This is a genomic window from Luteimonas sp. Soil_C_5 (assembly GCF_057656615.1).
Window position 1 is genome coordinate 618,886 of the sequence record NZ_JBDGKA010000002.1, and the last position, 13,914, is coordinate 632,799.

Annotated in this window: 6 protein-coding genes; all 6 read right to left on the minus strand. The window is 71.1% G+C overall.

The window, feature by feature from the left end; all coding sequences use genetic code 11:
- Positions 1 to 40 precede the first annotated feature (40 nt).
- A complete protein-coding gene (locus AC3A5K_RS07300) occupies positions 41 to 334 on the minus strand; it encodes a GIY-YIG nuclease family protein (protein WP_487616825.1) in 294 nt (97 codons plus the stop codon).
- A gap of 216 nt (positions 335 to 550) precedes the next feature.
- Positions 551 to 2,284: a type II secretion system ATPase GspE gene (gene gspE, locus AC3A5K_RS07305; RefSeq protein WP_487617078.1), complete on the minus strand. Its 1,734-nt coding sequence runs from the start codon at positions 2,282 to 2,284 to the stop codon at positions 551 to 553.
- A 130-nt stretch (positions 2,285 to 2,414) separates the two neighbouring features.
- Positions 2,415 to 3,062 (minus strand): DUF2242 domain-containing protein, encoded by a 648-nt coding sequence (locus AC3A5K_RS07310; RefSeq protein ID WP_487616826.1) that lies wholly within the window; start codon positions 3,060 to 3,062, stop codon positions 2,415 to 2,417.
- A gap of 104 nt (positions 3,063 to 3,166) precedes the next feature.
- Positions 3,167 to 3,553, minus strand: a complete 387-nt coding sequence (locus AC3A5K_RS07315; RefSeq protein ID WP_487616827.1) for a hypothetical protein — start codon at positions 3,551 to 3,553, stop codon at positions 3,167 to 3,169.
- Positions 3,554 to 3,854: 301 nt separating this feature from the next.
- Positions 3,855 to 5,729, minus strand: a complete 1,875-nt coding sequence (locus tag AC3A5K_RS07320) for a S8 family serine peptidase (RefSeq protein WP_487616828.1) — start codon at positions 5,727 to 5,729, stop codon at positions 3,855 to 3,857.
- A gap of 184 nt (positions 5,730 to 5,913) precedes the next feature.
- Positions 5,914 to 13,872, minus strand: coding sequence for an ESPR-type extended signal peptide-containing protein (locus AC3A5K_RS07325; RefSeq protein ID WP_487616829.1), 7,959 nt, complete (start codon positions 13,870 to 13,872; stop codon positions 5,914 to 5,916).
- Positions 13,873 to 13,914 lie beyond the last annotated feature (42 nt).

Sequence of the window (13,914 nt, forward strand, 5' to 3'; positions counted from 1 at the left end):
GAATCCAGCGACTTCTCGTCCACTTCGCCGGCTATAGCGCTCAACCGACGATGTCGTGCCAAAGATCGCGCCAGTACGGATTCGTTTCTTCGATCAACCGAATCTTCCACGCCCGGTTCCATTTCTTGATCCGCTTCTCCCGCTCGATCGCCGACGCCATCGTCTCGTGCAGCTCGTACCAGACCAAACGATGGACGGCGTGGCGCGCGCTGAAGCCATCGATCGCGGAGGTCCGATGCTGCCAGACACGCTGCACCAAATTCGACGTAACGCCCAGATACAAGGTGCTGTTGCGGTCGCTGGCGAGCAGATAGACGCAGGGCTGCCTGTCCATGTCCGAGGCCCTCTTCCTTGAGGTGTAATCGGCCGGTCGTCGAAACGGCGTGCCAGATGCGCAAAGTCACTGGATGACCGTCCTTGCGAACATTGGGAGCCTCGCGTTCGCGGGGAAAGCAGCAAGTATCCGGGCCATCAAGGTTTCGGCTGCGCAGACCGTCTCCGTTCCGGCGAACGCGGGAATGCAGCGACGTTCGCATCGGCGCCCAGGCCATCACGCCTCTTCCGTCACCCGCAGCACTTCCTCGATCGTCGTCTCGCCGGCCAGCGCCTTGAGGATGCCGTCCTCGTACATCGTGCGCATGCCCGAGTCGCGGGCCAGCTGCTCGAGTTCGCCCATGCCGGCGTGGCGCATGACCGCGCGGCGCAGGGCGTCGTTCATCACGAGAAATTCGACGATGGTGGTGCGGCCGAGATAGCCGGTCGGCGCCGCGGCCGACGGTCCCGGTCGATACAGCGCGATCTCGCCGTCAGGCTGGAAGCGCCGCAGTTCGAAGCGTTCGATCTCCTCGGGCGAGGCGGCATAGCGCACGCGATGCGTCGGCTCGAGCTTGCGCACCAGGCGCTGCGCGAGGATGCCGTTGATGGTGGACGTGAGCAGGTAATCCTCGACGCCCATGTCGAGCATGCGGGTGATGCCGCCGGCGGCGTTGTTGGTGTGCAGCGTGCTGAGCACCAGATGGCCGGTCAGCGCGGACTGGATCGCGATGCGTGCGGTTTCCAGGTCGCGCATTTCGCCGATCATGATGATGTCCGGATCCTGGCGGACGATCGAGCGCAGCGCGTTGGCGAAGTCGAGACCGATCTGCGGCTTGGCCTGGATCTGGTTGATGCCTTCGATCTGGTATTCGACCGGATCCTCGACGGTGATGATCTTGACGTCCGGCGTATTGAGCTGCGACAGCGCGGTATAGAGCGTCGTCGTCTTGCCCGAACCGGTCGGGCCGGTGACCAGCAGGATGCCGTGCGGCTGGTCGAGGACCTTGTTGAATTGCGGCAGGAATTCGTCGGTGAAGCCGAGCCGGTAGAAATCGAAGACCACCGTCTCGCGGTCGAGCAGACGCATCACCACACTTTCGCCGTGCGCAGTCGGCACGGTGCTCACGCGCAGGTCGAGTTCCTTGCCCTGCACGCGCAGCATGATGCGGCCGTCCTGCGGCAGGCGGCGCTCGGCGATGTTGAGCCGCGCCATGATCTTGATGCGGCTGATCACCGCAGCAGTCAGATTCACAGGCGGACTTTCGCCATCGATCAGCACGCCGTCGACGCGATAGCGCACTTTCAGCCGGCTCTCGAAGGGTTCGATGTGGATGTCGGATGCGCGCAGTTCGACCGCACGCTGGATCACGAGATTCACCAGCCGGATCACCGGCGCCTCGGACGCGAGATCGCGCAGATGCTCGACGTCGTCGACATCGCCGCCGCCATCGCCGTCAGCCGATTCGACGATCGTGCCCATCGCGCTGCGGCCCTGGCCGTGCCAGCGTTCGATCAGATCGTCGATCTCCGAGCGCAGGCCGACCGCGGGCGCGACCTGGCAACCGGTCGCCAGCCGCACCGCATCGAGCGCGTAGCCATCCTGCGGATCCGACATCCACACCTGCAGCCGTCCGCGGCGCTCACCGATCGGCAGCAGATGGAACTGGCGCAGGAATCGCACCGACAACGGCTGCGCGCCCTCGACGAGTTCCGGCGGTTCCTCCGGCACGGATTTCGCGCCGAGCAGGGGCAGATCGAGTTCGGCGGCGCAGGCTTCGGCATGGTCGCGTTCCGACACCAGGCCCAGGCGGCCGAGCAGCGTCAGCAGACTGCCGCCCGCTTCGGCGTGCAGGCGCTGCGCACGTGCGAGATCGACATCCTTCAATCGTCCCGATGCACGCAGGCGCGCGACGATGCGCGTATCGGGCGCATCGTGCAGCGGATCGGACGTTTCGAGCACCGCATTCACGGTGGGCCACTCCATCGCCGGCGGATCGCCCGACTTTAGCAGTTCGCGGCAGGCCGACGACGCGCGGTGGGTGTGCGGCGGCGACAGTGTCGAAGCACGATGGTGCCGGTCGAAGCGGCGTGTGGACCGGCTATCGCGGCAGCGGGGTGCCGGCCGATGGCAGGTCGGCGTCCACGGCCTTCAGGTCCGCCGGCGGCGGATCCTCCCGGCGCATTTCCTCGGCCGACGGCGTGCGGTCGCGCGTGCTGGGCGCGGGCACGTAATAGCCCACGCGTTCGAAGAAGCGGCGGTAGAAACCCTTGTCCTGCACGGTGCTGCTGGCGGTGCGCACCAGCGAATCCTCGCGGCTGCCGACCGGCAGCGACAGCGAGCCGATACCGCCGACGCCCACGCTGGCCGAGTTGGAACTCTTGCGCAGCACGTAGCGGTCGAGCAACGCGCTGACGAACAGCAGCGTGCGCTCGTTGCCGCGCGGCACGCAGGACACGCGCACCGACAGCTGCGTGTGCACCTCGTCCTCGGGCTGGAAATTCTTGGTCGCCTCGACCGCCTCGTCGCCGGCCTTGCCCACCGCGTAGCCCTGGCCCAGCAATGCCAGTCGCGCCGCGCCACACACCTGGGCGGGCGGAATGTCGTAGGTGCGCGAGTAGGTGTCGTCGGCGTCGAAGGATTCGCCCATGAAAGGCAGATCGGCGCGCGCATCGCGGCCGCAGCCGGCCAACAGGGCCACGGCGAGCGGAAGTGCGATCAGGACGGAAGCGGAGCGGAGACGGCGCATTGCGGGAAGCGTCGAAGACTGAACAGGACGGATGATAGCGGGGCGGGCCACGTCACCCTTCGACACGGCCTGCACGGTTCATGGCGCAGCAGGCCGCACGGGCCTCAGTTGACGGCCGGTGCCGGCTCGTTGCGGGTCCGGCGCTCGGCTTCCAGCCAGTCCAGATGCGCAGCCAGGGTGCGGCCTTCGGCCGTGGCTTCGGCGCTGGCCGCCGCGTCGAGCGCCTGCGAGACCGCCAGCCGCGTGCGCACGCCGGCACGCGCCTGCACGGCGGCCACATGACGCAGCATCGCGATCAGCATCGCCGCGCTGGCGGTGGTGCCGACCGGCTTGCCACGCAGCACCATCGTCCATTCGCCGTCCTGCAGCGTCGCGCCCGCGAGCACGCGGCCGTCGTCGTCGCGCAGATGGGCATGCACCGGCGGCGCATCGCCGCGGCGGAACGGATTCGGCGACGTGGCGCCGCGTCGCGAGCGGGACGGCTTGGACATGGTCGCGGCACGGGTCTCGAGGGCGGGACAGTATCCCAGATCGTGTCCTGCGCTTCGCGACGGCCGCCGCGCGGGCCGTCTGCCGCGTGACAGCCCCTGCAACGCGCCGTTCCCACGCCAGCGGCAACGGCAACGGCAGACGACGACCCGATCGACCTGGCGGCGTTGCACGCCGTTAGCCGGCCCACACCGCGTTCCACGCGTCGTCGCAGCCCCAACACGCAAGAACCCACGGCCATCGCTGACGGCCGTGGGTTCGATGTGCGACATCCGCGGCCCGGTGGCCGCGGATGCCGCTGCCTCAGTTGTGGCGCGCCTGCAGCGTGACGTTGCCGTAGGTGCCCGACAGCAGCACGTAGTACACGCCGGCGGCCGGGGCGTTGATGCGCACGGTTTCCGAATTGCCCGGACGGATCGAGCGGTAGTCGTAGTCGGTCGCGGTCGGCACTTCATCCAGGCTCACGTGCAGCGAGACGTTGCCGCTGCCGCCGCTGGTGGTGATGCTGAGCGGGCCGCTGACGCCGGCCGGCACTTCGATCGCGTACAGCGTGTCGCCACCCGTACCGGACAGGCCGCGGACCGGCACCTGGTTGTCGATCGACGTCGCCGGCGGCGCGCATTCCTCGACCTCCGGATCGCAGGGCACTTCGGTCGCTTTCTCCAGCAGCGATTCGAGATCCAGGATGCCCGCGCCCATCGGCGTGGACGTGGGGATCGACACCGGGAACGGACGCGCGGTCGAGGTCAGCAGGTCACGCATCTGCTGCCAGTTCAGCGGATCACGGCCGAGCGCGTTGAGCGCCGACTGCACCAGCGCCGCGCCGGCCGCGACGTGCGGCGACGCCATCGACGTGCCGGTGAAGCCGCGCAGGATCCAGCCACCGGCGACCGGGCCCTGAGTGCCGTTGTTGGTGACCTGCCAGATGTAGCCGTTCGGATTGCCGTCGGCCCCGCCGCCGCCGCCCGGCGCCGACAGGTCGACGCGCGTGCCCCAGCTGGAATAGCCCGCCTTCGCACCGGTGATGCCGGTCGCGCCGACGCTGACCACGCCGCTGCACGAGGACATCGTGTAGTTGGCGGCATTGGCGTTGGAGTTGCCCGCGGCCACCACGATGACCGCACCCTGCGCGTTCACCTGGTTGATCGCGTCCTGGTACGCCGACGGACAGGCCTGGGGGCCGCCGCTGCCGAGGCTCATGTTGAGCACTTCGGCCGGGTTCTCGTTGTCCGGCACGCCGGGCACCGAAATGCCCGCGGCCCACAGCATGCCGTCGGCGATATCCGCGCCGAAGCCGCCGCAGGAACCGAGCACGCGCACCGGCACGACCTTCGCGCCATGCGCCACGCCGGCCAGGCCGGTGCCGTTGTTGGTTTCCTGGGCCACGGTGCCGGCGACATGGCTGCCGTGCCACGAGCTGGTGTCGGCCGCGTGCGGCGGTGCGCCCAGCTGGACGCAATAGTTCTGCTCGACCCAGTCGCCGATGTCCCAGCCGCCCGGCGCGCGGCCGTCGGCATCGCGACGCGAGACGCGGCGATCGGAAATCATGTCGTAACCCGGCAGCACGTTGCCTTCGAGATCCGCATGGTTCTGCACGATGCCGGTGTCGAGGATGGCGACCACGACGCCTTCGCCGGTCGAGGTCTCCCACGCCTGTTCGGCGCGCACGCCGCCGGTGGGGTTGAAGAAGTTCCACTGGTACTGCGCGTAGTTGGGATCGTTCGGCGCCGCCATCGGCGCGGCGGTGCCCAGGTGCCGGTACAGATGGTCGACTTCGGCCGATACCACCGACGGATCCGCCTTGAGCTCACGCAGGAAGCTCGCCGATTCCGCGGCGGTCAGCGTGCGCGTGGCGGTGACCACGTTGTAGCCCGGCAGGCCCATCGGGCGCAGCAGCTTGGCGCTGGCCGCGGCGCGCGCGCCGGCGGTCTTGGTCGCGGGCACGGTGCGGGTCAGGCCCGCGCGCGTCGCGGCCGACGCGAGACCGGCCTCGAGGACGCTCTTGTCGGCGCGCTCGCTGCTGCCGGCGCGGTACTGCACCACGAAACGCTGGCCGACGGCCGCTTCGAGCGACTGGGGCACGGCCTCACTGACGCGCGTGCCGGAAATGCGATCGGCGGCGGACGTCGGCGCCGCGAGACCGCCGGCAACGAGGACGGACGCGATCGCGATGCTCATGGACTTCTTCTTCATTCACTTCACCCTGGAGTTGCGAGAGAGGATCCGGTCCCGGCGCCGGCATCCCGTGGGAATGCGCGATCACCGGACCTTCGCTGACTGCAGGACGGGCGCCTCCGCACCCGTTCCGCCTGATTGAACCACCAACATCTGCCGGCCCCCGTCCTGGCGGCCGGCGTTGTCATCACCAACCGAAGCCCGCGCCGACGCCGACGGACTTCTCGTCGCCACTGAGCGCACCGCCGAACGTGACGGTGGCGCGCTCGCTGATCGCCCGCTGGTAGCCCAGCGACAGCGCGCTCTCGCCGCCCTGGAACCCGACGCCCACGCCCACCCGGTTCTGCGTGCGGATGCCCGCGGCGCTGGTGGCCATGTTGAGCATCGCCGCGCCCATCGCACCTTGGCGGTCGATGCGGCGATCGGTGTCGTAGAAGCGACGCTCGACGTCACCGCGCAAGGTGTCGACGCTTTCGCCCCACGCCGCGAACTTCTGGTCCGTGTAGGCATTCGCGGACGAGACCGCCTGCGTCGCCGTGGTGTCGGCGTAGGCCCGTGCGTCCGCTACGCCTTCCTGGACCTGGCCCACATTGGCCGCATCCGTCGCCTGGGTACCGGCGGCAACATTGGTCACCTGGCGCTCGCTGCCGGCCGCGCCGACCGAGACCGTGTTCGCACGGTCGGCCACCGCGCCCTGGCCGATCGCGACCGCGCCTTCGGCGCTGACGCTGGCGCCCTGGCCGATCGCGGTGCCCGAAGCCGCTGTCACCGTCGCGCTTTCGCCCACCGCCACCGCATTGGTGGCACTGGCCGAGATCGCGCTGTTGGCACCGAGTGCGGTGCTGCCGTCCGCGTCGACCCGCGCATTGCTGCCGATCGCGGTGTCGTTGGGACCGTGCGCATATGCGCCGTTGCCGATCGCGGTGCCGGTGACGTCGTTCGCGACCGCACCGTCGCCGATCACCGTACCGCCCGCCGCCGCTGGCGCAGCCACGACCGCCGGTGCCGCTGCCGGTGCGGCTGCAACCGGTGCAGGCGCCGCCGCGGCAGGCGCTGCCGCAGGACTTGCGGCTGCCGAGGCCGTGGACATCGTCGCCACGCGACCACCGCGCTCCACCCCGGCCATGCGCTGGTCGAGCGTGCCGATCTGCGCGTCCAGCGCACCCAGCGCATCGCCGATGCTGAAGTAGTTCGCACCGCCGATGCTGTAGGTCGGCGCACTGATCGTGCCGAACGCGGTGACCGTCGCGCCGCCGCCCATCGCATCGGCCGCGCTCGACAGCGCCGCATGCAACTGGGCGCCGGTGGTGGCATCCGAGCTCGACGCCGACACCGCGCCTGCGGCGAGGTTGGTCAGACGCGTGCCGTCGCTGCCACCGAGGGTGACCGTGCCGCGGCTGGCGTCGTCGTAAAGCACCACGCCATCGGCGATCTCGGTCAGGCCGTCGGCCACTTCGTTGAGCTGACCGAGGTTCACCGCATCGCTGTCCTCGGTACCGGCCGCCACGTTGGTGATCTGACGCTGACGCGCCTGGTGGACGACGCCGTAGTCGTCGGTGAAGGCCTGCGCCGCGCCGACGGACACGGTGTTCGCACGATCGGCCAGCGAGCCCGAACCCAGGGCGACGCTGTCGACCGCACGCGTATTGGCATTGGCGCCGATCGCGACGCTGCCGGTGGCATCCGTCGCCGTCATCGCGCGCAGGCCCACTGCCGCCGAATTGCCGGCCAGCCCGAGGCTGCCGCGCCCCAATGCGATGCTGTTGGTGCCATCGGCCAGGCTGGCCGAACCGATCGCGGTCGCATAGTCGCCGGTGCTCAGCGCGCCGCGACCCAGTGCGATCGCGCTGGTGCCGTCGGCCCAGCTGTCCATGCCGAGCGCGGTTGCGCCCGCGCCTGCCGCCCACGCGCCGTAGCCGAGGGCCGAGGCATTCGCCGCCGTGGCCCAGGCCGAGGTGCCGAACGCAGTCGCGCCGTTGGCGGTGGCCCAGGCGTAGGCGCCGGTTGCGGTGGCATCGCCGCCGCTGGCCCAGGCATTGCTGCCGATCGCCGTGCTCCAGCTGCCGGTGGCGCGCGACTTGAAGCCGGACGCGACACTGTTGCCGCCCAGCGCCTGCGCGCCGTTGCCCAGCGCCGAGGCGTTGGCGCCGGTGGCCAGCGCACCGGAGCCGACCGATGTGCCGTTGACGTCGGCCTGCGTGGCGACCAGTACCGGCGCACCGTCGGCATCGACGATCGGCGAGTTGAACTCGTCATAGGCCTGCGCCATGCCGCCAATGGCGACCGCGCCGTCGGCGCTGGCGGAACTGTTGAGACCGACCGCCACCGCATTCGCGCCGCTGGCGTTCGCACCGCTGCCGAACGCCGAGGCGCCGGTGCCGTATGCACTGCTGGACGCGCCGACCGCGGTCGCGTAATCGCCGTCGGCCATCGCGTCCGAACCCGCGGCCACCGCATCCTCACCGTTGACGTAGGCCTCGCCTTCGCCGCTGGCCTGGAAGTAGCGCGCCGTCTCGCCGGCCGCATCGGCCACGGCGTCCAGCTGCGCAACGTTGACTGCATCGGTCGCATTGATGCCGGCGGTCAGGTTGGTGATCCGGCGCGTCGCCGGATAACCGCCCGTGCCGGTGCCATTGCCGATCGAGACGACGCCCGCTTCCGGTGCGCGCGAGCCCGCGCCCAGCGCGACGCTGTTGACGCCGTTGGCCCAGGCGCTGAGACCCACCGCCGTCGCGTTCTGCGCGTAGGCGTAGGAATCGCGGCCCACCGCCGTCGTGCCGACTGCCGTCGCCCAGGCGAACTGGCCGACCGAAGTCGTGTTGTCCGCCGTCGCCCACGCCGAGCCGCCGAGTGCGGTGCTGTTGAGGCCGGTTGCACGCGAGGTGCTGCCGGCCGCGAGGCTGGTCGAGCCGCTGGCGCTCGCGCCATTGCCGACCGCGATCGCATTCAAACCACTGGCGACGGCGCTGACGCCGACTGCCGTCGTGTTGCTGCCCGAGGCGTCGGCGCCGTAACCGAGCGCCGTCGACAGGAAGCCGGTCGCTTCGCTGTAGCTGCCGGTGGCGGTCGAGCCGTCGCCGGAGGCGATCGCGCTGAAGCCGCTGGCCAACGCCTGCTGGCCTTCGGCCGTCGATTCGGTGCCGACCGCGGTCGCATACGCGCCCGCCGCCTGCGCCGCATTGCCGAGCGCCGAGGCGCCGATCCCGCCCGCATTCGCGCTGTTGCCGACCGCCGTGCTCAGTTCGCCAGAGGCCTGCGCGTAGGCGCCGACCGCCGATGCGCCGCTTGCTTCGGCGACTGAGTTGAAGCCGAGCGCCGTGGTCTGGTCGCCCTGCGCGAACGCGCCGCTACCCACCGCCGACGCGCCTTCGCCGTAGGCATCGCTCGATGCGCCCAGCGCGGTCGCGTAGTCGCCTTCGGCATTGGCGTTGGAGCCCGCCGCCGTCGCGTCTTCGCCCTGCACGTAGGCTTCGCCTGCGCCGGTCGCGCGGAAGTACTGGTTGTAGGCCGTCGCCTCTTCGAGCTGGCCGACATTGACCGCGTCGGTCTCCTCGCTGCCTGCAGCGACATTGGTGATCTGGCGTTCGCTGCCTGCGCTGCCGACGGACACCGTGCCGTCGCGATCGGCTTCCGAGCCCTGGCCCAGGGCGACGCTGCCCGCACCGGTCGCGGTGGAATCCGAACCCAGGGCCAGCGAATCGTCACCGGCCGCGGTGGAGAAGTTGCCAAGTGCGGTGCTGTTGTACCCGCTGGCCCATGCCGCGCCGCCGACGGCGGTCGAGTAATCGCCGGAGGCTTCGGTCGGGAACAGGTTGAAGAAGCCGGCGCCGCCGCCGACCGCGACGCTGTTGAGACCCGAGGCCACCGAGTAGGAACCGACCGCGGTCGAGTCCGCGCCACTGGCCGCAGACGCATAGCCCATCGCCGTCGAGGCATCGCCCGCCGCGGTCGAGACAGCGCCGAACGCCGACGAGACTTCGCCCGACGCGGTCGCGCCGACACCGAAGGCCGAGCCTGCGAAACCGGAGGCATCCGCACTTGCGCCGACCGCCGTGCCGGCCACGCCGGCGCTGGTCGCCGCCGTGTCCACCGGCGCACCGCCGAGGGTCAGCAGCGGATCACCGTTCTCGTCGACCGCATTGCCACCGATGGCGACACTCGCCGCGCCATCGGCCTGTGCGCCGGCGCCGAACGCCGCGCTGTTCTGGCCGAAGGCCACCGCGTTGAAGCCGACCGCGGTCGCATTCTGCGCCTGGGCCAGCGCGCCGCTGCCGACTGCCGTGGCGCCCTGCGCAAACGCGCTGCTGCTGGCACCGAGCGCCGTGCTGTAGTCGCCTTCCGCGTAGGCGTTCGAACCTGCTGCCGTTGCGTCCTCACCCTCGGCGATCGCGTCGCCGTCGCCGGTCGCCTGGAAGTAGCGGTTGGACGCGGTCGCTTCCTCGAGCTGGCCGACGTTGACCGCGTCGGTCGTATCGGTGCCTGCAGCGACGTTGGTGATCTGGCGCTCGTTACCGGCCGCACCGACAGACACGCTGTCCTCGCGATCGGCGATCGAATCCGCGCCCAGCGCAACGCTGTTGGTCGCGGTCGCTTCGGCGAAGTTGCCCAGCGCCGTGCTGTTGGTGCCCGCGGCCCAGGCCGCGCCGCCAACGGCGGTCGAGTAGTCGCCCGAGGCTTCGGTCGGAATCAGACCGCCCAGCGCGCCACCCACCGCGACGCTGTTGACGCCGCTGGCCTGCGCCGCCTGGCCCACCGCGGTGCTGGTCGTACCCGAGGCCGAGCTGTCCGCGCCCAGCGCCACACTGCTCGAACCCGAAGCCGTGCTTGCGTTGCCGTAGGCCGAACTGTTGAAGCCGGTCGCCGCTGCGCCGCCGCCTGCCGCAGTCGCGTACGCGCCCGAAGCTTCCGCGCGGAAGCCGAACGCCGCGGCTTCGGCGCCGCTGGCCACGCTCTCGGCGCCGACCGCGGTCGCGGTTTCGCCCGAGGCGTCTGCGAAGAAACCCACCGCCGTGGCTTCGAGGCCGCTGGCCTCGGCCAGTGCGCCGCTGGCCAGCGCACCGTCGCCACTGGCGACTGCCGCGGCGCCGGTCGCCGTCGACAGCTCACCGCTGGCGACACTTTCCGCGCCCAGCGCCACACCGTATTCGCCGCTGGCTTCTGCCAGCGCGCCGGCCGCGAAGGCATTGGCCGCCGACGCCACCGAATTGAAGCCCAGGGCCGTCGCGTTCTCGGCGATGGCGAATGCGCCGCTGCCGAACGCCGAGGCGCCCGTGTCCAACGCCTGCGCCGATGCGCCCACGGCGGTGCTGTAGTCGCCGTCGGCCGCCGCGCCGGACCCGGCCGCCACGGCGTCTTCGCCGGTCACCGAGGCTTCGCCTTCGCCGCTGGCCTGGAAGTAACGACTGGTTTCCTCGGCCACATCGGCCACCGCGTCGAGCTGCGCGACGTTGACCGCATCGGTCGCGTTGATGCCGGCGGTCAGGTTCGTGATCCGGCGCGTCGCCGGATAACCGCCGGTGCCGGTGCCGTTGCCGATCGAGACCACGCCCGCTTCCGGCGCACGCGAGCCCGCGCCCAGCGCGACGCTGTTGACGCCGTTGGCCCAGGCGCTCAGACCGACGGCCGTCGCGTTCTGCGCGTAGGCGTAGGAATCGCGGCCCACCGCCGTTGTGCCGACTGCCGTCGCCCAGGCGAACTGGCCGACCGAGGTCGTGTTGTCCGCCGTCGCCCACGCCGAGCCGCCGAGTGCGGTGCTGTTGAGGCCGGTCGCACGCGAGGTGCTGCCGGCCGCCAGGCTGGTCGAGCCGCTGGCGCTCGCGCCATTGCCGACCGCGATTGCATTCAAACCGCTGGCGACGGCGCTGACGCCGACTGCCGTCGTGTTGCTGCCCGAGGCATCGGCGCCGTAGCCGAGCGCCGTCGACAGGAAACCGGTCGCTTCGCTGTAGCTGCCGGTCGCGGTCGAGCCGTCACCGGAGGCGATCGCGCTGAAGCCGCTGGCCAACGCCTGCTGGCCTTCGGCCGTCGATTCGGTGCCGACCGCGGTCGCATACGCACCGGCCGCCTGCGCCGCATTGCCGAGCGCCGAAGCGCCGATCTCGCCCGCATTCGCACTGTTGCCGACCGCCGTGCTCAGTTCGCCCGAGGCCTGCGCATACGCGCCGACCGCCGAGGCGCCGCTTGCTTCGGCCACCGAATTGAAGCCCAGCGCCGTGGTCTGGTCGCCCTGCGCGAACGCGCCGCTGCCGACGGCCGACGCACCCTCGCCGTAGGCATCGCTCGATGCACCCAGCGCGGTCGCGTAGTCGCCTTCGGCGTTGGCATTCGAACCCGCCGCCGTCGCGTCTTCGCCCTGCACGTAGGCCTCGCCTTCGCCGGTCGCGCGGAAGTACTGGTTGTACGCCGTCGCTTCCTCGAGCTGGCCGACGTTGACCGCGTCGGTCGTGTCGGTGCCCGCGGCGACGTTGGTGATCTGACGCTCGTTGCCGGCCGCACCGACCGACACGCTGTCCTCGCGATCGGCGATTGAATCCGCGCCGAGCGCGACGCTGTTGGTCGCAGTGGCTTCGGCGAAGTTGCCCAGCGCCGTGCTGTTGGTGCCCGCGGCCCAGGCCGCGCCGCCGACGGCGGTCGAGTAGTCGCCCGAGGCTTCGGTCGGAATCAGACCGCCGAGCGCGCCGCCCACCGCGACGCTGTTGAGGCCGCTGGCCTGCGCCGCCTGGCCCACCGCGGTGCTGGTCGCACCCGAGGCCGAGCTGTCCGCGCCCAGCGCGACGCTGCTGGACCCCGATGCCGTGCTGGCGTTGCCGTAGGCCGAGCTGTTGAAGCCGGTGGCCGCTGCGCCGCCACCGGCCGCAGTCGCGTAGTCACCGGAGGCTTCGGCCTGGAACCCGAACGCTGCGGCTTCCGCGCCGCTGGCCACGCTCTCGGCGCCGACCGCGGTTGCGGTTTCGCCCGAGGCGTCGGCGGCGAAGCCGACTGCCGTCGCTTCGAGGCCTGCGGCGGTCGCCTGGGCGCCACTGGCCACCGCGCCATCGCCGCTGGCCGCGCTCTCGGCGCCCAGCGCCACCGCATAGAGGCCGCTGGCATCGGCCAGCGCACCGGCGGCCAATGCGTTGTCTGCGGAAGCCACCGCATTGAAGCCGGCCGCCGTGGTGTTCTCGCCGATGGCGAATGCGCCGCTGCCGAACGCCGCAGCGCCGGTGCCGACGGCCTGCGCCGACGCGCCGACCGCGGCGGCGTAATCGCTCTCGGCGGTCGCGCCCGCGCCGGCGGCGACGGATTCGTCACCCAGCACGGAGGCGTCGGCATCGCCGGTGGCCTGGAAATGCCGGCTGGTTTCTTCGGCGACATCGGCCACCGCGTCGAGCTGGGCGACGTTGACCGCGTCGGTCGCATTGACGCCGGCGGCGAGATTCGTCACCCGTCGCGTAGCCGGCGCGCCACCCGCGCCGGTGCCATTGCCCAGCGACACCGTGTTCGCCTCGCTGGCGATCGCGCCGTGGCCGAGGGCGACGCCGTTGGTGGCGCCTGCTTGCACGATCGCCGCGCGACCGAGCGCCGCGCCGCCCGTCGACAGCGCCTGCGCGCCAAAGCCGACCGCCGTGCTCTGCAGCCCACCTGCACGGGCGTTGGAACCGAGCGCCGTGGCGCCGGTCAGCTGCGCGTTCGCACCGGCGCCCACGGCGGAGGCGTTGGCCGCGATGGCGCGGCTGTTCGCACCGACCGCGCTGGCGCTGTTGGCCGTGGCCTGCGCCGCGGCACCGAGACCGAGGGAATTGGGACCGGTCGCGTTCGCGGCTGCGCCGACGGCGACGGCCTGCGGACCGGTGGCGCGGGCTTCGGCGCCGATCGCGACCGCGTTCAGACCGCTGGCGACCGCGCTGCCGTCGACGGCGCAGCGATCGACCAGGGGCCACTCGGCCACGACGCAGGGACCGCTGTCGCCGATCGCCACCGACTGGGCGAATGCGGACGGCAAGGCGAGGCCGAACAGCACCGCGCCCAGGGCGAGTGCCAGGCCGGTGCGCGGCTGGCCGACGACCGCGCCGGTGCCGACCCCACCGCTGACGCCGGTCGCGAATTCCGAGGCCACGACGATCTGCCCGAGCGACTTGTTCCAGACCTTGCGATAGATGCGATTCATCGAATTCAGTTCCTAGTCTCGTGAGATGGGGCAGCGGCCGTG